The following is a 24,316-nucleotide window of genomic DNA, read 5'->3' as shown; positions in this document are numbered from 1 at the left end:
GCTCTGTTCATCTTCATACTGCTTGTTCATTTTTGAAAACCGTTCGTCGGAAATTTTACCTGCCACGTTATCCTCATACATTCGATCAAACAGCCGGTCGATCTCTTTATCGCGGGCCAACAGAGAATTGTATTCTTTTTGCTTTTTCTGCCGCTCAAGCTCCACTGTTTGCTGAGAATGTCCCATAACCGCTTTAACGAATTCATCTTCATATTTGCTCGCAAATTTTGTGAGCCTGCGGATTTCTCCCAACACGACCTGTTCCAGAAAGTCCACACGGATGTAATGGGTAGAAGTGCAAGTGCCCCGGTTGCCTTTGTAATTGGAACAATTGAAATACTTGATATCCGGGTTGCCCTGATTGAAGTGGTAATGCAGATTATGTCCGCAGTCGGCACAGACAAGCAGACCGGAAAACATATTGGTTTCTCCCTCATTTGTTTTCCGTTTGCGGATTTTGCCCCGCTTCTGCTGTACCTTTTCCCATGTTGCGCGGTCAACGACCGGTTCGTGCACATCCTTAAAGATAACCCAATTGTCACGGTCGTTCTCAATTCGCTTCTTATTTTTATAGGATTTGCTGTACGTCTTGAAATTGAGAACGTCCCCGCAATACTCCTGCAAAGAAAGAATCTTGGTGATGGTAGAACTGTTCCACTTCGTGGGTGGTGCGTCTTTATGCTGGCCGGGGCGGTTGACGCCTCGTGTCTGCCAATAAGATATTGGAGTCAGGATACTGTCCCGTTCCAGCGAGGCGGCGATTTGTTCCGGCCCAAAGCCGTCCAGCGTCATCTGATAAATCCGGCGAACTACGACAGCGGCTTCCTCATCCACGATCCAGCGTTTTGGATTATCTNAGGCGGCGATTTGTTCCGGCCCAAAGCCGTCCAGCGTCATCTGATAAATCCGGCGAACTACGACAGCGGCTTCCTCATCCACGATCCAGCGTTTTGGATTATCTGGGTCCTTGATGTAACCGTAAGGCGGTTGTCCCATCGGTTCTCCGGCATTTCCCTTGATTTTATTGCTGATGCGCCGCTTTTTGCTGATATCGCGGGCATACCATTCGTTGAACAGATTGCGAATCGGTGTCAGTTCATTTTCTCCCTCGGCAGTATCCACGTTGTCGGAGACCGCGACAAGCCTTATGTCGTGATCGGGGAGGAATTCCTCTGTGAGTTTCCCAACCTCAATGTAGTTTCTGCCCAAGCGCGACATATCTTTTACGAAAACAGCCGCCGCATGGCCTTCCTCAAGTTCTTGAATCATCGCCACAAAACCGGGTCGCTCCATTGTAACACCGGAAATGCCATCGTCCGAGAAGTGGACAAGGTTGGTATATCCCTTTTCTTTGGCAACCTTGATTAAAAGTTTTTTCTGATTGCTTATGCTGTAACTTTCACCCTCAAGATTGTCATCGCGTGACAGCCGCTCATAAAGGAAGGCTGTATCTTCCCGGTTTTTTCTCTTATTTGACCGTTTCATAAATCTCCTTTCCGGCAGTCAAATAAGCAGTATTTACAGGGTTAGGTATACCATATCGACCGCCGATTGTCACGCTTGCCAAGTTGTCACTTATCATTAAAGCCGTTCTGCGTCGGCCCTCATCAGTCTCATTAAAATGCTCCCCAGCGTATCATGTCCGTCTTTCTGAAAAACAGGTTCAACAATGAAAGTTTTGCCGTCTACCTTATAGGTAGATGTTTTATCTAAGCGATTGCGCCCGGAAGTTCCGGGCGGTATATTGCTGTTGTAAGCAGTAGCTTTCGTTTTTTTCACCGTTATGCCTCCGTCTAAATAAAGACAGCCGAGCCATATATTTCGTATTTGCATTGCCATCGTGGGCAATGCGGAGCCATTACGGCGCGGCTGTACCTTTGTTTCGATTGCTTTTTTGTGTTTACAGACATTCCGGACGAACAGGCGGTGTACCTGATACCATAGGAATCGCACCTCCCCCCATGCTGATGGCGGGCCGTTCTCATTGCCTGCGACGGTTTTATCACGCTCGGACTGTGACTGAACGGAAGTTTCATTACATACAGATGATTGCCACAGAGCTGCCCTGCGTCTGAAAGACGCTGCTCTGCCTGCGGTGATGGTGTTCTTCGCTCCCTTCCCGTTACGCTGATATCCAATCACCCTCTCTCGCGTAAGGAAAGATCGTGGCGCACCCGCCGCCCGGCTTCCTATATGCCGCTGCTTGCGGTATGTATCCGGCTTGTCCCTTATTCGATTTTCAAGGTTCAGAGAAGAATAAAAACATATTCCTCATAAACCTTTTCATTTTTGAGGCAAAAGTAAGTGAGCTTAGAGAAATTTTTTTAGAAATGTTTCCATATTTTTGAGTCCTCGGTCAATGGCGTCACCGACTACAGTCTTACTGACACCCTCAGCTTTGGCAATGGCGCTCTTGCTCATTCCTAAAAAGTAGTGAGCATAGATGCGTTTGGCCTGCTTGTCCGGCAGAGCGGCGATAGCGGCGTGAAGTTGCTCGACCGTCACCTTGCGCTCATAGATCTCGCAGGGGGACAGTGACACGAACAGAATGTCGCGCTCGATGCCATCGCCGCGATCCAGAGAGTAATACGCCTTATGGCGGTATCTCCGCAGATAGTAGGCGTCTTCGGCGTGTTCGTAGGAATCCATAAGCGACGCAACCTCGTCCGGCACCTCAATAATGCAGTCGGCGGTATAAAAATCAGGATAGTATTTCCTCAGATTGATCTTGACCATTTTGTATTCCTCCGTTTCGATTTTGGGGTTTTGGCAAATCGAAACAGAGGCGGCGGGGACCGGCAGCGGTAAAAAATATGACGCATAGGCTTGGCACGGACTCCGGAACAAGTTGGCCCGGAGTGATGGGGCTTGTGCTTTGATACTGAAACAAGAAATAAAAAAGCACCTATGCAGGAAAAGTCCTGCAAGGTGTAAAATGTAAAATGGGTATAGTATTCACCCGTGAATTTAATGGAATTTTTGAAATTAAGAAATATTAGGCTGTCAGCTAAACCAAACCGTTATGGTGGTGTAACGGTTCCTCCCATACGAAAAGCATCGATTTCGGGTACATAAAAGATCTCCTGTCCCAATACCGCCGCTGTATCAATGGTAAAAAAAGAGCGCAATTATCACGCCCTCTGAACACCGTCTTTTAAAAAGGAGCAGCGGCCTTGAATTTCATTTCAAAACCGCTGCTTGGTTTCTAAATATGCAATTTTAGCATACTTAATGATCTGCCGAAACTGCGGTTTTTTTTATTGCCGCAAATGGCAGATTGTTTATCTAAACTTATGTTAACATCCTCTAATCACCGATAATTTCTATTATTTTCCGGGCCACCTGAACAGGTGAAATATTGCTTACATCAATGTGAATAGTATTCATCTCTTGATATAATGGAAGTCTATCCAAACTTCTTTGTAAAACATCGGACGTTCTTTCACCATTTTCAACAGCTCTATTGAGCCTTTGCGTAAGTGCTTCTTTTGAAACAGACAGCGTAATTTTGTATACATCAACATTTGTCAAATTCAATCTGCCCAACAAACTATTTATGATCGATTCCTGATGCATAACCCAGCAGAAGATTACGTTTTCATACTCTGAGCAAGATAGAAAACTATTCAGTAATAAGCAAATATTGCTTTCTACCATATGCTTTGTTTCATCTGTAACTCGGAAGGGATTCATGCACCAACACCAATCTCCATCCAAAAACGCACTTGGTTGTAGTATACCGAGAAGTTCTTTGCAAGTCGATGTTTTTCCGACTCCCATAGTCCCATTGACAAAAATCAGTCTCTTCATTTTTTCTCCTGTTTCGTTGCCAAAAGCATAATCGTGTTCTCAACACCCCATACCTTCTTGACTGACTGAAACCCGGATTCGGTTAATAACGACACTTCGTGTTCTATCGTAAAAGGAATGTCATAGTGATAGAGATCTTCCGTGAGATTATGATCCGTCAGGAGTTTTTCTCTCTCCGATAAAAAATGTGCCTCTATGCCACTGTCATTGGACCCAACCATATAATCACATTCAATAAAAACTCCATTGCTTTTTAGCGAGTGGCAAATATTGGTGTAGAGCTTCAGTTTCTGCGAATGAGTAAAATGATGAAAGGACATAACTGATATCGCCGCATCATATTTTCCTGCACCCATATCCACAGACAAGTAGTTGCCATTGATTAAATTGATCGAATATCTTGAATATTTTGCAGCCAGTTTCTCCAGCATTTTATCTGCGAGGTCAATGCCCGTTACATCTATTTCAGGAAATCTCTTAAAAATAGACTCCAATTCTAATCCTGTCCCGCATCCCAGATCCAATAGTGTTTTTGCATGATCGGGGATATATTGAGCTATTTCGTGATAGCATTTTTTACCTCCGTCGATATTTTTAATCTGCTGAGCGTCATATATCTCGGCTCGTGTGTTAAAGAAAGTTATCATTTCTTCTGGCATTTCATTCATGTTCATTCTCCTTCATTACAATAGAAAATCGCTTAAAAGCATTTCTTATCAGTTGAACAACTTCTTCTGATGGTAAATTGATATCATCTGACACAATTTGAGTTGCGATTCCGTGCGAATAAAGCCATACATCCCGGAATAGGTTTCGAGCGTTTTCCAAGCTAAGTCCCGTTATTTTTTGGGCATTCATAATGGAACGTTGGTTCCAATCAGCATCAAGGATCTCTTCAATGCTTTTTCCCGCACAGTTTTTATCCATAAAAAGAGTATTAAATATATTTTTTTCTTGTCTTGCAAATTCAATGTAAGCAATTCCTTGCGTTAGCAGACGATTGTCGTCACTCATTCGGGTTTCCATGAACGTGTTATAGTATAGGTCGAGTTGAGCAATGACATCTTGTTTTAGAGCGTCCATATTTTCATAGATACGAAATAAAGGTTTCGTCGAGCAGTTCAACTTTGAAGCAATGCTCCGAGCATTAACACTCTCCATGCCATGTTCTCGTACCAAGGAAATAGCGGCGCTCAAGATCTCCTCTTTGCTGGTCGTTGGCTTTGGCGGCATCTCAAAATCTCCTTTTTCGTTGAATAACGATGTACCATAATCCAGACTGGCTCTCAAAGAAAACCAGCTATGCGTAAATCGGTAACTTATGTTGCGCAACGTATGTTATCATTATATCAAATATTTATATGCTGTCAATAGGCCGCAAACTGCTTGGGCTTTTGAAATAAAGAAAAATCCCCGATTTCAGAAGAAATTATGTTTGATAAAGAAATTGAAAACTTCCTTTTGCTGCTGATAAACCGTTTTCCAGTAAGGTGGCCAATGCGGATGCTTTCTCTTTTAACTGTTCCGGTGTCCATTTGAAGATCCCGGGGTCATATAAAAAGCAGTAAACCGATAAAATGATTTCTGCTGTTTCCTGAGGCTTCTCACAACGGAAGGATTTTTCTTCCACTCCTTGCCGGATAATATCCGCTACGATTGGCGAAAGGGAAGACAATATCTTTGCAAGCGATTTTTGATGAATGGCGGCGTTTTGTTGCTGATGCAAGTAATGATCCATCGCAAGCAGACTGGTTGAACTGCGGTAGCTTCGAAACAGCAGCGCGAATTTTTGAGCCGGATCGGCATGACTGCGGTTCATCAGAACTCTGCAATTTTCAATGATTTGATGATATTCCCGTTCCACCAGTGCATCAAATATTTCATCCTTGGATTTGAAGTAATAATAAATGCTGCCTTTGCCGATGCCTGCTTTTTTTGCAATATCGCTTACGGAACAAGATGCACCATCATCCTGTTCCAGAAGCGTCTTCATCGCGTCTAATATGATGTTTGCTTTATCCATCTTTTTCACCTCCCCCAACATAGTATAACGCAAAAAAGCATACTTGACCAGCGGTCGAAAAAATAGTATAATTTCATTGCTCGACCGTTGGTCGAAAAACAGATACGTGTGGAATGAGGAATGAAAAAGAAATGGTTATGGCTATCATTGCAGCGATTCTGCTTACAGCAGTCGCTATAAGCTTGATTGTCTCGCTGGTCTGTGTTGTTCAAATTGCAATCTGCAGGCGAAAAAGGGGTTCGCCGAAAGCGGTGGGGGGTCGTTTGAAAAAAACCGCCATCCTCTTAGCCAGCTTGACTGTATTAATGACAATTCTCATTACGCTCAGCCAATTTGCTGCCCACACGCCGCAGATACTGGATCAAGATGGAAAGGTACAGGCAAACAGTATAGCGGAACTCTGTCAAGTCGAGCTGAACGGTCATCAGGAATGGATTAGCATTCGGGGAAAAAATCGAAGCAATCCGGTGCTTTTATTTTTGGCTGGCGGTCCAGGGGGAACGCAGATGGCTGCAACACGCTATGCGCTTGCAGGATTGGAGGAACGCTTTGTCGTCGTGAACTGGGATCAGCCGGGCAGCGGCAAGTCATACAATGCTGTTTCAAACGAAACAATTACGGTTGATACATATGTCAAAGACGGCCTTGCTCTTACCGACCTTTTGCGAAAACGCTTTGGAACTGAGAAAATCTATCTTATGGGAGAATCGTGGGGCAGTGCACTGGGAATTTTTCTGTCAGACGCGGCTCCCGAAAAATATCACGCCTTTATTGGTACCGGCCAGATGGTAGACTTTAAAGAGACAGAAATAACGGATTATAAAAAGGTGATGGAGCTGGCAAAGACAAGAAACGATGAAAAAACCGTGCAAAAGCTGGTTACCAATGGTATGCCGCCTTATTACGGTCAGGACGTTACATGGAAGTCAGCTGTCTATCTGAATTATCTGTCAGACTATATGGAAAAGGACCCTCAGATAACCAACGGCGGTTATCATACATTGAGGGATATGCTGTCACCGGAATATGGGCTTGTTGACTCCGTTAATTATCTTAGGGGTGTGATTCATACCTTCAATCAGGTGTACCCGCAGCTTTATGATATTGATCTGAGAAAGAAGTATGCAAAGCTGAAAATTCCGGTTTATTTTTTCCTTGGAAAGCACGACGCGAACGCTCCGGTTTCCTTGACACAGCAATATTACGATTCGCTTGTTGCCCCCCAAAAAGGTCTTGTATGGTTCGAGCATTCAGGACACAGCCCGTGGATGAATGAGAGTGAGCTTTTTGTAAGTCAAACGGTTCGTGTGCTTTTGGGGAAATAATTAAGCTATATTCCCGATTTAGAAATTTGTGATAAGATTAACCTGTATTTAAATTGAACAAATGGACATGGAAATAAACAGCATCGATTCCTTGATAAGGAATCGTGCTGTTTTTATGTATACTTCTCTTTGGCAATCCACCGGACGCTGCCGCTATTGAGTTTAGTAGAAGATAAATTAATATCCAAGTAGAAGTTTCAGTTCGTGGAGGAAGATTATGAAAGCCCTTTATTTGCTGTTAATTGTTTTGTTATTATTGCCTGCCCCATATCACATGAGATCATTCATAATTTCATCCGCGTATTACTTTGTATTTACAGAACCATCGACAAATGAAACAAGTTTCATCAAGAACCGCATATTAGGCATATCGACATCGAGTGAGGAGCCCGTTGCAAAAATATCTTTGAAATTCTGCACCATTTCATCAATGCTGTCCACTGCATGGGCAGTATATCTTTGCATAGCAGGATTTTTGGTGAAATTCAGTCGGAACATCGGGCAGAGGACAAAAAGCGGTATGGACATCATTTTTACCTCGTCATACTTCTTTAAATCCACACCTCGCTTTTCACAGATCTTATAGCACTCCCGCATAGCTTTGAATGATATTTTGATAAGGCGTTTATCATTCAGCAGACGGCTCATATCGTGGTATTTTGCAAGAGCTGCTCCCAATGGAGCCGATCCGACGTTATGAACCCACAGCCAATGCAATGGGTTTGCTTCGATGTTAGGAATGATACCGCAGCTCTTAAACATTTCGTTCACGCTGTTCAGAAGCGGTTGCTGCTCCTGATAGACCGCCCCAAGCATCACGTCATTTCCCAAATTGGCCCAAAGCTGATTTCCGCGGAAAGTGCCGCCTCCGCCTGCATATCCAAGAACATAATGGCTTTTGCCAAGTATTTTGTCAAATTCGCCGCTCATGTTCCAATCAAGCGTCATAAGAAGGTAATTTGCGTTTGGGGCTTGCGCGGTCAGCGTTCGCAGCGCTTCCGCAAGCTGAAAGGTTTTGACGGGGACGATAATCAAATCATAATTATCGCTTGCATTGGCTACACAATGATAAGTATAACTGCCGTTTGTGTTTTGATGCTTTTTATCCTGCCGCTCATCAATAAAATCGAAGGTAATTTCCTTTTGGTCCAAAAGCGTGAGCTTTTCCTGACGGACATAGTGAACAACATGATGCTTTTGGGATAAGGCACAGCCATACAGCGATCCAATCACACCGGTGCCGACAATCAATACGTTCATAGTAATACTTCCTTATTCAAAATTGTGAAGAAATGAGAACAAACCGGGCTTCGCTTTCAATGCGTTTGTGAGGAAACCTTCAAAAGCCTTTAATTTTACGGGCATTTCCTCTGGTTTCCAACCAAACATATCTGCGTCAAAATAGAAGTTTGTCAACGTCAGAATCATTTGTGCCGTCTCAAGCGGAAATTCTGCGTCAAATATTTTTTCATGGATACCTTGCGTAATGACTTTCGCATAGAGAGGCGCCAAGGATTTAACCAAAGCAGCCATCAGTTTTTGATGGAAAATGGCATTTGAAGGAGTGTTGATGTTTTCTATGCTTTTTTCATTGTCCCGAAATAATGTGGAACAGGAAAGGATAAGGCTCTTAAAATTGCTCTCTGCCGACATATTATCATCTATTTGACAGACGACCTTTTCATAGCAGTCTTTTGAACACAAAGCTACGGCCGCGTCTGCGCAAGCCTCTTTGGTCGTAAAATAATGATAGAGAGCCCCTTTTGAGATTTTCAGCTCCTTAACAATCAACGAAAGTGTTGTGTTCTCATATCCATTTTTTATAAAGATATCAAAAACCCTTCTTGCCAACTCGTCGCGTTTTTCTATATAGTGAATATTTGATCTGGACATGGTATACTCCTTTCATATAATTAAACCGTCTGCCGGTTTAATTATATGAAAGGGCTTGTTATTTGTCAATAGGCTATTTAGATGAACTAACACGAAAACGCTAAAACACTATGTGATAAAGGTATCTAAAGTATGTAAGGACGCCGCCTATATGGTCAAAGCGCATATTATGCTTATACTATTTTGAAGACTTTTTTCTGAAAAAGCAATGATGCATCAGAAGTGCAATAATCACAGTAACAAGACAACCAATGCCCCGGGAAAGCCAAACGTTTATATCTATCTTTTCCAATATATTTACATCAATAAACGAGCCAACCCCTACTGATACAATTAATAAAATAATCCATTTCAATGTCTTCATGACAATACCCTCTCTTGTTCACGTTCAAATAATTCGTTCCTATTTCCGTTTGTGGTAAGCAGCTACTGAGATCCGGTATGATATAAATAGCATAACACAGCTTACATAATCTTACCCTTTTGTGCAGCTTTTATTTTTCAAACAAGGCCTAGTCTGCTTTTGTGATTTCCCTGTATTGAGTATCCATACCGGATTTTGCATGAACCAGTTCTTTGTGCAACCGCATTGCCATAAAAACGGTAATTATGGCAGAAAACACATCTGCAATTGGCTGTGCGTAAAGAATACCGTTGATTCCCCAAACCGTCGGGAGCAACAAAATGACTGGTACAAAACAGATTCCCTGCCTGCATGAGCCGAGGAAGAATCCTTCTTTTCCTTTTCCCAACGCAAGGAATAGTGATGAGTAAACGGTGGAAAAGCCAAATAGCATAAAAGAAATTCCACTTGCCAACAAAGCATTCTGTCCAATTCGAATCATTTCCGTATCGCCTTTCGTGAATTGCGACACGACTGCCGTAGAAAACAGTGCCATGACCAATCCGAAAACAACGCAAAACACAGTTGACCAAATTGCGGAAACCTTTGTTGCTTCATGCAAACGATCGAATTTTTTAGCTCCGTAGCTGTAACCCGCGATAGGCTGAAAACCTTTGATAAATCCGAATACTATTAAACTCCCCATAGCAATGATCCTGGTCACAGATCCCATTCCCGCAATTGCAGAATCACCATAGCTTTTTGCCTGCGCATTGACCAGTACAATAGACAGGCTTGTAAGTAGTTGGAAAATCAGCGTAGGAACACCGATTTTGAAGATTTCAGATAGAATACTTTTGGAAAAGCAGCATTTACTTATCCCAAAGCTGAAAACGCTCTTTTTTCTAAATATGTAGGCTAAATAGACCAGCGTAGAAACGAACTGAGAAATAACGGTTGCGATGGCGGAACCGGCCACACCCAGATGCAGCGTATAGATAAAGATGGGTTCCAAGGCCATATTTAATACCGCACCTGTTAACAAGGCACACATCGTAGTTTTGGCAGCGCCTTCGCTTGTCACGATGTTATTCATTGTTACATTGAACACATTGAAAATGGAACCTATGATAAAAATGCTGGAATAAGTCATCGCATAAGGCAAAATGCTCTCTGTGGCACCTAAAACTCTTAGAATCGGTTTCAGAAAGATTATAGCGAATAAGATCATAACAATTCCCGCGAAAACACTGCTGTATAAAGCTGTGCTGGCGACCCTGTTAGCAGTTTCTTTTTCGCCGCGTCCCAGCAATCTGGAGAGATAGGATGCTGCGCCGTTTCCGAACAACAAGCCTAATCCCACGACGACCTGTCCAAGTGGAAATGCTACGGAAATCGCCCCCATCTGGCTGGTCCCCAGTCCACCCACAAAATAAGCATCCACCAGATTGTATAAGGCGTTAATCATCATGCCAATCATGGTGGGAAGCCCCATTGCCAACAGCGCCTTCGGTATCGGCGCGCTCCCCAATAATTCCATCTTCTTGTTTTGACTGTCCATAAATATCCCCTTTCTCTTGACAGATAGTGAAAAATTAAGTACTATAATTACTAGTACTAAGTTGAGCAAAGCATATAATACTATAAATTATAGTACTTGTCAAGATAGTAAGGGGGCTTTTTATGGCAACGATTGATTTGATCGTATTGGGGATGCTAAAACAGGAATCCCGGAGTGCCTATGAACTTCAAAAATTAGTGGAGTACCGCAATATTTCCAAATGGGTAAGAATTAGCACCCAATCTATTTATAAAAAGGTTATACAATTGGAGGAAAAGGGATATATCAAAAGCAGCATTGTAAAAGAAGGTAAAATGCCCGAAAAAGCTATTTACTCTCTAACAACTACCGGAGAGAAAGCGTTTGAGGAGCTGATGAAAGAAATCTCCGAGAGTTCTATTCACTTTTTCTTGGATTTCAACGCGGTCATCGTGAATCTAGAAAGTCTTTCTCTAGAAGCGCAGAAGACCTGTCTGTCAAATATCGAAGTTCAGATCAAAGCGCTTAGATACGAACTGGAAGAAAGCCTAAGTAGAAAAAAAGACGTCCCAAAAATTCCAAAGACCGGCATGGCGGTTTTACAGCAACAGTTAATGTTAGCTCAGACAATTGAGACATGGGTTGCCTCGTTAAAAGGAAATTGAAAAAGTATTGTTCAATTGATTAGACTTTGCCAATAATAATGGCCTTAACGGATAGAGTACAATAATGTTTGCAATTTATAAGATGGGTATAGAAAACCATCGGGAACTCCGATAAAATGAATGTTGAGAGCAAATCATTTAAAGGAGAGAACCCCCGATGGTCAAGAAAAAGTCTACCACAAATCTTACAGAATTGCTACTGGAATGTGTTTCGCAACCGATCCAATGCTGTCCTCACAGGATGAACGGACAGTCTACTTTAAGAGTTATTCCGTTATGGAAACCCAGCAAGTAATTCTGCCACTATCTGTCCCGCTTTTTTCACAATGCTAATACGACTTCATCACGGATACAACCCCATCCGTCTCTTGTGGCGAGTTTGCGTTGCTCGCTTGTTTCACTGTACCAGCAAGCAATGCATCGTGGTACCCACGATGCCCATTTCCCGATTTTTCGCTTCCGCGAAAACCGTGGAATTGCTTGTTGGTGGCAGGCCCCCAATCCCCTTTGATCGCACAATAAATTGTGCGGCTGCGCGTCGTGCGGACGCTTCCGGAACATGGACAGCTCAACGCTGCCCATGCTCTTTTTCGTTCGGGTTGGCAAGAATAAGTACACGACAATCTGCATGATAGAATAGATCATGGTAAGGGCGTACTACTAGCCGACCCTGTCAAGTGCACTGAATTATTTTCCGCTTGCATAAATTGCCCCACCGCCCTTAAAAGGGCAATTATTGTTTTATTTCTCCCGTTTACGTATCTGAGGTATTCGTTAATGTTTCCTCCACATCGCTTCGGGAAACGGAATGTATAACTTTTTTTCACCGAGCCGGTGGGTGTCACGGGGGAGCAACACAAAACTGCCGTTCAAAAGTGTGCTGCCAATCCCATGGTATTACCATTTGTCGCGTTAGCCGAAACAAAGGTATAACACTCTAGACTTTGCCGGAGGCAAAATCGTGTGCCAATAGGGATGCTCTAGCCCTATTGGAAACCCAGAACCAAGGAGATTCTCACCTTTGGATACCCCCATTTTCTCTCCAATTGGTACACACATCGCGAAATGCGCTGTGGATGCCCATGCTCCAAAATGCAAAAACAATAGGCTCGTTTTAGTACAGAGCGCTTCGTTTTATCGAGCGTTGTTTTGTAAATAATTTATTTCGTCCATCATTCTGCTGTAAACTCGCAAAAATGACAAGAGTGGGATCAGTAAAAACTTCGTCGAAACGCATTGAATTTTCGCAGAAACGATGATAAAATACATATGATAATAGGTTGATTGTTTGTGTCTTTAAATGGAGGGGTAAGCTGTGGAGTACTTTACGACAAAAGAAGCAGCAGAAAAATGGAAAATCTCCATTCGTCAGGTACAGAATCATTGCAAAAATGGTCGCATACCCGGCGTGCAGAAATTCGGTAACAGCTACATGATTCCAAAAGACACACCGAAGCCGAAGTATATGTTTGTATGTTCCCCAGAGCAACCAAAGTAATGGTTATGGCAAATCGTCAGCCGGTTTGGGATATCTACGAGGCAGCTGTGTTGCTGAACGCTTATTTAAATTGGGTAAGCAGTGACACTCCGCGACTTCATATTGTCAAAGATATATCGCGGAAGCTTCGGCGAATGGCGGAGAACAACGGCATGGAAATCGAGGATACTTACCGTAATGTGAACGGCATCTCCTTTCAGATGCAGAGTATGGAGTCTGCGTATCTGGGGACTACAACAGTGAAGCCTGCCACAAGGCTCTTTGAAGAAATTGTGGGGATTTATCATACGGACAAGACTCGTTACGAAGCAATATTGAAGGAGGCAAAAGCGATGATAGATAAAAATGAATCCATTGTGGATTCCTTTTCTGATTATCTTTCATCGAGGGTATCTCCATCAAAGCTGTCAGAATATTTCTTGTACTGTCGTGATATGGAAAAATTCTGTCTTGAGCATCATATTATTCTCAAGCCACTGCTTGAGATTACGGATATTCCAACAATAAAAAAGGCATTGCAGGCAATTGAACAAAACAGAGTTTTCCGCTTGGAACACAAGAAAACTCATACAAAGATTATAGCCGCAGGCAAATCGTACTTGAATTTTCTTAAGGAAAGAACAGCAGAAACAACCGCAGCAGCCGAAAATGCTCTGCTTGTGTCCAATGAACCAGGCATTACAGAAAAAGCCATCTCTGCAACAGCATTGCCTAAACAAAAGCAGGAAGAATCGGATAGATACGCTTCTATTCTGCTGGATGAGTTTCCCGATGGACTGCGGCAGAATGTTATTCACATAAAGAAATTTATTACCCGTTATACCGAACGTTACGGTTCTGAGCCTGAGACAGACAGAGACACGCTGCTTGTGCAACTCAAAGCGGTGGGAATTGTTTTGGATGACCGCATTTACGCTCGGAAGTCAGATGATGCAAGGAACGGACTGATCGAAAAGATTTGGGGCGATGTTCAGCTGGCTTTTGAGAACGGAGCTTCCTGTGTGTTCACGGAAATGCTATTTTCCCGCTTCAGCTATGAGTTGGCGCAGGAGCTTAACATTTTCCACAAGGATGCGATGGTGGCTGCTCTGCCGGAAAACGGGAACAGTTCATTTTATTCCGCCGATGGTATGATATTAAAAAAGGGGCTGAATGCAGATTACAAGACTGATGTTCTGCGTGTTTTACGGGCAAGCCACACTCCGCTGACCTATGCAGATTTGCAGAATTTCCTTTGGTATATTCCGTTCGACAAGATAAAGCAATCATTGGTTGGTAATCCGAAATTAGTAAATGTTGACATGGAAACATATTTCTTTGCGCCCAATCTGCCCATTTCTACGGAAGAGATGGAGAGACTCATTCGTGCAATGAACATTGAAATTGAGCAACGGGGATTTCTCGTGGCGCAGGATTTACGCAAACTGCTGAACAGTTACTGCCCCTCAGCAGCGATTGACACGGCGGATATGAAAGACTACGGTCTTCGGAACACACTAAGCTATCTGCTCCGCGATCGCTTCACATTTAGTGGCGCATTGATTACATCCCATGGCATGTGCATGAGCATAAGCGATGCCTATCACAGCTTTTGCAGAGAGCGGGAATCCTTGTCTCTCTCCGAACTAAAGGATTTTGCCAACAGCCTTGGGGTTGTAATTTACTGGAGCGACATCCTGCAGGAGATGGTGCGAATCTCGCCGACATCACTGATTCGGAAAGACTGTGTGCATTTTCAGGTGGAAGCAACAGACGAGCTTCTGGAACTGTATTGTCCCGGCGATTATATACCCATCGGCGATGTGGAATTGTTCCTGCAGTTCCCATCGACGGGGGTACCTTGGAACACTTTTGTCCTGGAAAGCTATGTAATGCAGGCTTCACGGAAATTTCGTATGGCGCAGGCAAGCATTTCACAGTCGGGTGTATATGGGGCAATCGTGCGGAAAAACTCCCCCTTGCAGGATTACCACGATGTTATCGTGGATATGCTTGCTCGGACAAACGGTTGGAATGATGAAGCATCCGCTCTATCCCTTGTTGTGGAAAAGGGATACCAGGAAAGAAAACGATGGAGTGGCTTCGACAAAGTTATCAAGGAAACATTACTTCTGAGAGAGCAGATAAACGGCAAGGAAAGAGGATAAGCCCATGTATCAATATGTTTGGGACGCCGAAACTGGCGGATTGCTACTGACAACCGAGCAATTGCGCTTTAGTAAGGAACCGCGTCCCGTCTATTCAAAAGAACTGGATATTTTAGGGTTTGACGCTTACTGGACATATCCGAAAGATGATAGTGCTCCTCTCTTGTGGGCTGAAGCCAATAATTACGTTTATAAAGGCAAAACCGTAGCTAAAACCAAAGGCGGTAGTTTGTACACCAAGCCGGAGATTATCCTTGTGGAAGACCCTGAGCCGAATGGTGTACCTCTTTCTTTCGTGGATATTGAGGGAATGTGCCAAAAGAACCGCGCTATCATGGAAACGCTGGTACAGGAGACGATACAGAAAATTTACAATACCTACCGAGAATACCGGGATAAAATTGATGTGTTCTATGTCGCTTTCAGCGGAGGCAAGGACAGCGTTGTTGCCCTCGACCTTGTTCAGCGGGCATTGCCCCACGATGAATTCAAGGTTATGTTCGGCGATACGCGGATGGAATTCCCGGACACATATGATGTAATAAAAAAGGTTCGAAAATGGTGCGCAGGAGAAGGAATTGATTTCTTAGTTGCTCAATCAAAACTTAATCCGTCTCAGACATGGCTTGTTTTTGGCCCACCCGCCACATCGAATAGATGGTGTTGCAGTGTACATAAAACATCTCCGCAGATAACACTTCTGCGCAAAAATACAGGCAAATATGACTTTACTGGAATGGCCTTCACAGGTATTAGAGCAGCCGAAAGCCTGAATCGTAGTGAATATGATACCATTAGCAAAGGGGAAAAACATACTGGGCAATATAGTTGTCACGGAATATTAGAATGGAATTCAGCGGAGCTTTTCTTATATATATATTCAAACTCTTTGTTGATGAACGCAGCATATATTAAAGGAAATGCCCGCGTAGGATGCCTTGTTTGTCCCAATTCATCTGGCAAACATGATTATATCAAACACCATTGCTACTCGAAAGAAGTAGATGATTTTCTTGCTATAATTGCATCAACAAGTTCAAAAGCCGATCATTACAGCAAGTCAGAAATGCAAAGATTCATTGATGCTGGCTACTGGCGCACAAGAAGGTCAGGTAAATCCCTAAATTTTGGGCCGAATTTGTTTGAAGTTCGTATTGAAGGTGCTACAAAAAGCATTGAAGTCAACAGAGCAGTTGTATTATGGGAACAATGGGGAAAAACCATAGGTGAACTTGTTGACCTTGGCAACTCACTGTATGGTATCAGTTATCACGAAAAAATATACCGTATTGTTATCACACAGAAAGCAAATAAAACAGTCTTCTCTTTTCCAAATTGTGAGAACAGCAAAGACGATATAAAGTTCTTCTCATTGTTTAGAAGCGTGATTGTAAAGGCACTATATTGTGTTTCGTGTGGAGTATGTGAGGCTGAGTGCAAGCATAACTGCATTCACATGGAGAGAGAAACTCAAATCCTCGACAGTTGTAAGCACTGCTATAGTTGCCATAATGTACATGAGCATTGCGTAAGATATAATTCAATTCGCAACATTAGCTCGGAGGGAAAAAGTATGATTGGTTCTAAAAAAATAAGCGGATATGATGGTCACGGTCCCCGCGCAGAATGGCTCGCTTCATTTGTCAAACACCAAGGCGGTTCCGATTTTTGGAATACCGATGGGGATGGAACCTGCCAAAATAAGAAGAAAGACAAGTTCCGCGACTTCCTAAAGGATGCAGGTGTCATTGCCTATGATAAAACTGCAGAAGGAGACAAATATACGAAGTATATTCCCACTCATTTCGGCAAGGTGATTATTGCACAAGGGGCAGAGAATGATGTTTCATGGGCACTTATGCTCTGCAACTTGGTTTATGAAGCCGATTTTTACTGGTATGTGACTAACTTGAATTTTGGAATCACATATACTCCAGACAGCATAAAACTAATGCTTCAGGATGTTATGCCAAACGATGATAGTGGGCATGGCAAAAGCAATGTTGTCGATGCGATAAAAATTGCTTTGGCAAAAACGCCTCTCGGCACAAGTCGTATATTTGCATATGGGGATATAGATATTAAGGTAACTTCATCTGGAAGAGAAAATTTGACGCTTAAATCACTTACTCGTTCTCCGTGGTCAGACCCCGTCCCGGAAGTCGTCCTTTATGCGCTTTACAAATTTGCCGAGGCCTGTGAGGGCTATTATCAGTTCTCCCTTGAGACGCTACTGGATGACAGCATTGAGCGGGAAGGTGTCAGTCCGACACGGATATTCGGCCTTGACAAGAATACGATGGTGCGTATTCTCAACGGCTTAACTATCAACTACCCGGACTTTATTTCCGCATCTTTCACATTAGATCTGGACAACATCACCCTGCGGGAAGATAAAACAGCCGAGGATGTACTCAGCCTGTTTTAATTCGGTTGCTTTTATGGAGGTAAAAGGACATGGCAAAAACCTATCAGGATTATTTTAGTATTGACCCGAAATACTATGCTTCGGTCACAGCTGATCTTATCGCCCAGAAAAAGGTTGACTGGAAAGGCTTTTATCCCCATGAGACATTTGTAAAGCTTCTGGAGACTACATATCGGGTCCTTTCCGGTGCTGCGTCTCGCTCCATTTGGGTGGAAGGCGCATACGGTACCGGAAAATCTCACGCAGCTTTGACAGTAAAATCTCTCATTGATGCGAGTGAGCAGGAAATCGAGGATTATTTTGATGACTACGGTCTGGATACAGGCTTGCGGAATAAATATGTCGCCCTGAGAAGCGGAAGCAAAATCATTACCGTTCATCGTATCGGCAGCGCATCCATTCAGACGGATTTGGATTTGGTTCTTGCTGTGCAACAGAGCATCATGGCCGCGCTTCGCGCCAAAGGTATTGAAAATCAGGGCGATGCATCTATGAGGGACGCTTTCCTGAAATGGGTTGAGAAACCTGCAAACCGCGCTTATTTCAGCGCGTTGATTCAGGAAGAGAAATATGTTTGGAACTTCGGCGGCATGTCCGCTGGCGATGTCATAGAGAAGCTAAAAAATGGTAACAGTAGCCAGGTCGAATCCACCATGCGGAATGTTATGAATGTTCTTAAGGATAACGGTCAGTACGGTCTTTTCAGTGATGTTAACGATATGGCGAAGTGGATAAAGAGCATCATCGAGGAGAATCAGCTTTCCGCGATTCTTTTTGTGTGGGATGAATTCTCCGAATACTTTCTGAACCATCCTGTGGGATTGACCGGATTCCAGACGTTGATCGAAATCAGTCTGTCTCATCCGTTCTATTTTATGATTGTTGCTCATGAAAGCCGGAATCTGTTCGCTGATGCGGATTCCGCGAAGAAAACACTGGACAGATTTGAAGCCCCCATTAAGATAGAGCTCCCGGAAAACATGGCGTTTCGTCTGATGGCGCAGGCGATGAAGACAACCGATGACCCTGTCCTGAAAAAGGAGTGGGAAGAGGAAGACAAGCCTACTCTTAACAGTGAGCTTGCCGGTGTTCGCAATATCATAGAGCAAACATCGAAAAAGCAGTCGCACCTTGGGCGAAAGACAGACATTTCCGATAAGGAATTGCAGGGTATCGTTCCGATTCATCCCTATGCTGCTCTGGTTTTAAAGCACATTGCCACAGTCTTCAAATCCAACCAGAGAAGTATGTTTGACTTCATCATTAGCAACGATATGACAGACGCCAAGGGATTCAAGTGGTATATTGCCAACTATGGCGCACAGAGCGATAATAATAATCTTCTGACCGTCGATATGCTTTGGGATTTCTTTTACGGAAAAGAGAGAAACGGCTTGAACGACGATGTCCGTGGCGTTTTGGACAACTTTGATACGCTCCAAGCGGACAAACTTCTACCGGAAGAGCAGCGTGTTCTGAAGACGATTCTTCTCTTGCAGGCAATTTCTCTGCGTGTTACGGGAAACGAGCTTCTTGTTCCGAACGATCAGAATGTTGATTTGGCATTTAGCGGTACAGATTGGAACAAAGGAAAGGCTATTGCTATCGCAAATGGGTTGATAAGCAAGAATATCCTTTTCAAAAAGCCCATTGCTGGAGGCAAATTTGAATATTGTGCCGTCAGCGTCAGCGGCGGTGACAGTATCGGCCCCTATCGCGAAAAAGTCATAGAAGAAACCACCACGCAAGGCTTGATTGAGAGGGCTGCCTTGATGGACAGTGACATAAACAAAGCTGCTGTTGTATTCCCCGCAGCTATCAACCAACGTTTCTGCGTGCGTGAAGGTACTGGCTTCAAGGCCTTCTCTTCCACCGTTTCCAAGGTGGCACAAACTAACGCCCCAGAACGTTTCAAAGTAGTTATTACCTTTGCTATGGATGATACGGAGTTACAGCAAATCCGGCAGCAGATACTTAAAACCATAAATATGCCGAGCTGTGAAATCACCTTTATTGAAACACTCACGCCTATGGGGAAAGATCTCTATGACCAGTACATAGAAAGTATGTCTTTCAGCCGGTACCAGTTGAAGAAGAATGATGATCAGGCGATGTACTATGAAAAGCAAGCCGGAACCGTTCTAAAAGACTGGCGAGATAAAATCGCCAGTGGTGCCTTTATGCTTTATGACGCTGAACATAAGGGTGGACAGCGTATGGCAAATTATGCCGATTTGCAGGATGCTCTGCAGGCATTCAATGTCAAATGGTATCCTTATGGACTTGAGCAGTACACGCTGAATGCGACCATGTACAGCGTATTTCAACCCGCTGTCGGTGCCGGGTGCGGTATCGAGCAGAAACTCTCCGGCTCCTATTCAAATACCAACAGAAAGATGAGCTTTGAAAACGCGCTTGCCGGTGCATGGAAGGTAGACAAATACTGGGAGGAATCCGCAAAGCAGAGCCTTGCCATTGTGCATATTAAGAAAAAGGTAGACGAAATCGTTCAGAATGGCTTTAACGGAACTTCCGCGCAAGTCAGCATCTTGGATATTTATGAGGCGCTTGAAAAAGAACCCTTTGGCTTTATGCCTTCTGCAGTTGCCGCATTGGTTCTCGGTTTTGTGCTGAAAGAGTATGTGAGCGCGGATTATTTCTGGAGTAACGGCTCCAAGAGCGAAGCAATGTCTTTAGCAAAAATGAAAACCATGATCGCCAATGTTATCGACCATCGTGTTCATCCAGAGAAGAGATATATTCCCGAGTATATTCGGTCTATGAGCCCCGGCCTGCGCCAGTTCTTAACTTGTACATCTACTGTGTTCCGTATTCAGGTTTCACAGTGCAGTAGCATTGAAGATGCCAGAGATAATCTCCGCCTCAAGATGAAAGCTCTGTCTTTCCCGATTTGGTGCATTAAGCATACTTTGAAAGATGAAATCTTGGAAACAGACGCAGTTGTAGTTGCGAATATTATTGACGATTACACAAGCATTGCAAACACCGCCAATAACAGCCGTGCGACTGAGTCAGAGAGTGAACTGGCAGAGCGCATCGGAAAAACGGTAATCGAACACCCGGATGTTGTTCGTGATTTGGAGCGACTTTTGACAAGTGAGCAGTGCCGCAAAGGTATGCTTGAATACATCGGTCAATTTCAAGGCGGCGAACTTCCAAAACTTGCTACACAAATCGGTGACGGCGGCAGCTATATTGACTGCGTAAAGAATCGATTCACAGCCGATGATGGTAACTGGGTGTGGAATATCTCTACCGCTGACAGCGAAATTACCAAGACCATCCTTGAGTATAAAATTGTTCTTGAAAGCAATAAGACGCTTGGCAAATACATCTCGTTGAAGGAAGTTGTAGCGGCATGGAATTCCAAGACGAACAATATCAAAATTCCTTGCGAATCTGCTGTCAAGCTTGTGGGTGATTTGGGTCCCTTCCTCCAGCAGCTGTTCTATCTGAAACAAAACAATGCTCTGCTCGATCAATACAAGCAGAAGTTTTATGACTTGCTTTTGACTCAACGGGAGAGCTTTGAGCAGTTCTATAAAAACCAGGTTCCATATTTTGCTCAGGATGCAGCTGCGTTTTTGGGTGACTTAGAGACCGAGGATATTGCAAAACTTTATGCGGATTTACCCAGCGGGCAGTTTATGAAAACCAAGTCCGATTACTATAAGTATATTCAAAGCGCAATTGACACATTTTTGAAAAATCAATGGAAAAGCAGGCTGTCTGAGCTTTGGTCATCGAAAACTGGTGGAAAAACAAAAGACCCGTGGGATTGGTCTGAAACATACGAAACTCCGATTTTATGCATGTTTGATGATGCGGAACGCAGCACAGCGAGGAAGATGTTCAGCATATTGAAAAGCACGAATCCTTCAGAAGCTGATGCCAAGTCTGCTATGGATTATTTGGAAAACGCAACATTCTTTGACTCCTTGGCCGATTCCACTTTGCGCGACCGGAATTTCATCAATCGTATAATAGGTGGTTATGCAGTTTTGCTGTCGGACGTGGCCGCCGTGCGAAAGAAGCTACTTTCCACTGTTTATGACCATGTGTATGAGTGGATGGATAACAGTTCTGTTCGCAATGAAATCCAAAAGATGGCAGATAAGGAGTACAAACTTACTGGATGCGACAAGGCATCCGGAATCATCGATAAAATGGATGCCAATCAGCTTCGCATTTATCTGCGGGATAAAATATCAGACGATATGGATTTCGGTGTACAAATACTGAAAGAAGAATAAGAGGTGGAGCCGTATGGAGTGCAAGGACATTCTTTCATGCTTCGAAGAAATTAACGCTTACTGCAGCGGTGAGCCTACCGGTTATGTCCTTATAGTTAACACGGAAAACTATACATCCTTTCACGATATCTTAATTCGTTTGCAGACGGATGCCACCAAAGACTGTGTCCTAGTTTCCGAACATTGTTTGGAAAATTGCTTGCCAAATAACATAGATGACATAATAGAAATAATTAAGCAAGACGGTCAGTACGTTCTTGCCGGTTTAAGTCAGGCTGTCATGCTCGAAGGAGCAAATGCTCTTTCTGCTCTTGTTAAGAAGCTACTTGAGCTTCCGATTCGTGGCCACGCAGTCGTTCTGTTGGAACACGCACAAAGCTATTTAAGGCAGGCCGTGGCTGCCGATTTGCGTGAAAACAGGAAGATGGTACTTGTCTCCGCAGATACTTCTCCTCTACCGCGTATCCTGTTAGTAAAAAAAGCATCGGATTGCATAGGCTATAAACCCAAGGGAAGTATTAAAAAATTACTTTCCTATTTGGAAACCTTGACAGACGATACTCTCGCAAGGCATCCTGAAATATCAGTTGTTACCTCCTTTGGGAAAACCATATTCGGGAATGCTGTTTATTCTGTCAATGAATACGGTGGGGTCTATCTTTCCTTAGTAAAAGCTTACCCTGAAATTGCCTCAGGCACAATGGAAGCTTATGGAACAGAGGAGCAGTGGCGCAATCTTGCAGCATCTATGGAAAGGGATCGTAGTTTCTCTTCAGTCCTGGACGCGGCTTTCGGAAAATCAGACCAATTGACGAATAAACTTCCCTATGAGTATCAGATGGGCGATTCATATCGCCTGTGGTTGTTGTGGCTCGGTCTGAAGATTTTTAGTGTGAAAGATAATAGATACCTTGCACTTGCCGTCAGCCACAGTGAATCTTCCGGCGAATTGGAAAGCCATATTTATATGGATTTACTAGATGTTGACCTCAGCAATCCGGATTTCAGCCTCTATTTTGCAGAGCGCAAACTTCTCATTGATGCTATGCCGGAAAATCTTATATGCACTGACCGTTATTGTAGTCTAGTGGGCAAGTATGAAAAGAACGCCGTTTACTATTTAGCCGATTTGACCGAGAAGGAAGAGCAGGAATTTCTACGTTGCTTCAGTACATATTCCTATACAGAAGACGAGATACGGAAAGCTGTCGCAGCATTTCCGTCCCTATCCTTGTATTTGAAGCCATTTGCTTTCTCTGAAGCAAACCTCAAATTGCCTGAAAAGGACAGTGCGCTCCGTGCGGTTTTTACGGATTATTTTGCAAACTACAAGCTGCAGAAAATACTGAACCGAGTATTCCCGGAACATTTATCGAAAGTCATCGAATTTTCAGAGGAGCAGCCCTACACAAAGTTGCTTCCACGCAGCAGCTTTATCAGCAAGATGCCTAGAAAAAATACCCAGTTGTATTTCTTAGATGCTCTTGGTGTAGAGTTTTTGGCGTTTATTCAGGCAAAGTGTGAAGAGTATGGGATGGTAGCTGAGATTGCTGTAGGAAGATGTGAAATTCCCTCGATCACCGTAAACAACAAGGAGTTTTATCAGACTTTTCCTAATGACATCTATAAAGTTGACGATTTGGACGAGCTGAAACATCACAGCCAGGTGATAGATTATCAAAAATGCAAGGAACCGGTACATCTTTTCAGGGAACTTGAAATAATCGATTCAACCCTTCGGCATATTCAGTCCGGGCTTGTCCAAAACCACTATGAAAGAGCTGTGATTGTATCCGACCACGGAGCGAGTCGCCTCGCCGTCATCTATGAGCATGAAGACAATTCTCCTATCAAGTTAGATGAAAAAGCTGAACATAGCGGTCGTTGTTGCCCATGCGAGGAGAATCCTCAGATTCCCTATGCAGCCTATGAGAATGGATTCGCTGTACTCGCGAATTATGAAAGGTTTAAGGGTGGGCGCAAGGCCAATGTTGAAGTTCACGGCGGTGCCACACTCGAAGAAGTTATGGTTCCTGTTATCACACTAACAAAGAAGCCTGATAGTATTGAGTTTTGCTTTGTACCCCCTGTTATCGAACTGAAGGGAAAGGAAGTAGCTACACTTACACTCTTCTCAAACATCCCGCTACGACATCCTCGCTTGTTTGTAAACAGCATCCCGCATGACGGGGTGTTCGTTGAAGATAAAAAACATATTAGTTTTTCTCTGCCAGAGTTGAAGCGAAGCAAAAGGGACTGCTTTGCGGATGTATATGACGGAGATAAAAAAATGGTGACTGACCTCCCGTTTAGTGTTCAGCGAAATGTCGGCAAGGATAATATCAACTTATAAGTTTGAAGCTTTGGAGG

Annotated in this window: 17 protein-coding genes; 7 read left to right on the top strand and 10 right to left on the bottom strand. The window is 43.5% G+C overall.

All coding sequences use genetic code 11. The features are described 5' to 3' along the window. The 7 genes from OUY18_RS11760 to OUY18_RS11730 form a co-directional block, all read right to left on the bottom strand. On the bottom strand, positions 1-1,485 hold a 1,485-nt coding region (locus OUY18_RS11760; RefSeq protein WP_268058983.1), incomplete at its 3' end, for a recombinase family protein. 96 nt (positions 1,486-1,581) lie between these two features. Then, a complete protein-coding gene (locus OUY18_RS11755) occupies positions 1,582-1,779 on the bottom strand; it encodes a hypothetical protein (protein WP_268058982.1) in 198 nt (65 codons plus the stop codon). Positions 1,780-2,310: 531 nt separating this feature from the next. Next, complete coding sequence (locus tag OUY18_RS11750; protein WP_268058981.1) at positions 2,311-2,736, bottom strand: sigma factor-like helix-turn-helix DNA-binding protein; 426 nt, start codon at positions 2,734-2,736, stop codon at positions 2,311-2,313. Positions 2,737-3,306: 570 nt separating this feature from the next. Continuing rightward, on the bottom strand, positions 3,307-3,810 hold the full coding sequence (locus OUY18_RS11745; RefSeq protein WP_268058980.1) for an AAA family ATPase: 504 nt from the start codon (positions 3,808-3,810) through the stop codon (positions 3,307-3,309). Then, entirely contained in the window at positions 3,807-4,478 is a 672-nt protein-coding gene (locus OUY18_RS11740; RefSeq protein ID WP_268058979.1) for a class I SAM-dependent DNA methyltransferase, read from the bottom strand. Before OUY18_RS11740 ends, OUY18_RS11745 begins: the two co-directional genes overlap by 4 nt. After that, positions 4,471-5,100 (bottom strand): TetR/AcrR family transcriptional regulator, encoded by a 630-nt coding sequence (locus OUY18_RS11735; RefSeq protein ID WP_268058978.1) that lies wholly within the window; start codon positions 5,098-5,100, stop codon positions 4,471-4,473. Before OUY18_RS11735 ends, OUY18_RS11740 begins: the two co-directional genes overlap by 8 nt. A 139-nt stretch (positions 5,101-5,239) precedes the next feature. Continuing rightward, positions 5,240-5,833, bottom strand: coding sequence for a TetR/AcrR family transcriptional regulator (locus OUY18_RS11730; RefSeq protein ID WP_268058977.1), 594 nt, complete (start codon positions 5,831-5,833; stop codon positions 5,240-5,242). Positions 5,834-5,946: 113 nt separating this feature from the next. On the opposite strand from OUY18_RS11730, the gene OUY18_RS11725 reads away from it, so the two are divergent. Further along, positions 5,947-7,158, top strand: a complete 1,212-nt coding sequence (locus OUY18_RS11725) for an alpha/beta hydrolase (RefSeq protein ID WP_326492997.1) — start codon at positions 5,947-5,949, stop codon at positions 7,156-7,158. 303 nt (positions 7,159-7,461) lie between these two features. Here the strand turns inward: OUY18_RS11725 and OUY18_RS11720 are convergent, their stop codons facing one another. The 3 genes from OUY18_RS11720 to OUY18_RS11710 form a co-directional block, all read right to left on the bottom strand. Next, a complete protein-coding gene (locus tag OUY18_RS11720; protein WP_268058976.1) occupies positions 7,462-8,418 on the bottom strand; it encodes a ketopantoate reductase family protein in 957 nt (318 codons plus the stop codon). Positions 8,419-8,430: 12 nt separating this feature from the next. Continuing rightward, positions 8,431-9,051, bottom strand: coding sequence for a TetR/AcrR family transcriptional regulator (locus OUY18_RS11715; RefSeq protein ID WP_268058975.1), 621 nt, complete (start codon positions 9,049-9,051; stop codon positions 8,431-8,433). Between the two features lie 512 nt (positions 9,052-9,563). After that, positions 9,564-10,955 carry an MATE family efflux transporter gene (locus tag OUY18_RS11710; protein ID WP_268058974.1) on the bottom strand — a complete coding sequence of 464 codons (1,392 nt, stop codon included), beginning with the start codon at positions 10,953-10,955 and terminating at the stop codon, positions 9,564-9,566. A gap of 122 nt (positions 10,956-11,077) precedes the next feature. Between OUY18_RS11710 and OUY18_RS11705 the strand changes: the two genes are divergently transcribed. From OUY18_RS11705 to pglZ, 6 genes are all read left to right on the top strand, one after another. Next, entirely contained in the window at positions 11,078-11,599 is a 522-nt protein-coding gene (locus OUY18_RS11705) for a PadR family transcriptional regulator (RefSeq protein WP_268058973.1), read from the top strand. Between the two features lie 1,315 nt (positions 11,600-12,914). After that, positions 12,915-13,097 (top strand): helix-turn-helix domain-containing protein, encoded by a 183-nt coding sequence (locus tag OUY18_RS11700; protein ID WP_268058972.1) that lies wholly within the window; start codon positions 12,915-12,917, stop codon positions 13,095-13,097. A 134-nt stretch (positions 13,098-13,231) separates the two neighbouring features. Then, positions 13,232-15,244, top strand: a complete 2,013-nt coding sequence (locus OUY18_RS11695) for a hypothetical protein (RefSeq protein WP_268058971.1) — start codon at positions 13,232-13,234, stop codon at positions 15,242-15,244. A gap of 4 nt (positions 15,245-15,248) precedes the next feature. Beyond that, complete coding sequence (locus tag OUY18_RS11690) at positions 15,249-17,672, top strand: phosphoadenosine phosphosulfate reductase family protein (RefSeq protein WP_268058970.1); 2,424 nt, start codon at positions 15,249-15,251, stop codon at positions 17,670-17,672. Between the two features lie 29 nt (positions 17,673-17,701). Then, positions 17,702-21,946 carry a hypothetical protein gene (locus OUY18_RS11685; protein WP_268058969.1) on the top strand — a complete coding sequence of 1,415 codons (4,245 nt, stop codon included), beginning with the start codon at positions 17,702-17,704 and terminating at the stop codon, positions 21,944-21,946. Positions 21,947-21,959: 13 nt separating this feature from the next. Beyond that, positions 21,960-24,299, top strand: coding sequence for a BREX-4 system phosphatase PglZ (gene pglZ, locus OUY18_RS11680; RefSeq protein ID WP_268058968.1), 2,340 nt, complete (start codon positions 21,960-21,962; stop codon positions 24,297-24,299). The last annotated feature ends 17 nt before the right edge of the window (positions 24,300-24,316 follow it).

It is taken from the genome of Caproiciproducens galactitolivorans, assembly GCF_026672255.1.
In the GTDB taxonomy this organism is placed as follows: domain Bacteria; phylum Bacillota; class Clostridia; order Oscillospirales; family Acutalibacteraceae; genus Caproiciproducens; species Caproiciproducens galactitolivorans_A.
The sequence above is the reverse complement of the archived record's forward strand: the minus strand, read 5'-3'. Positions and strand labels throughout refer to the sequence as shown.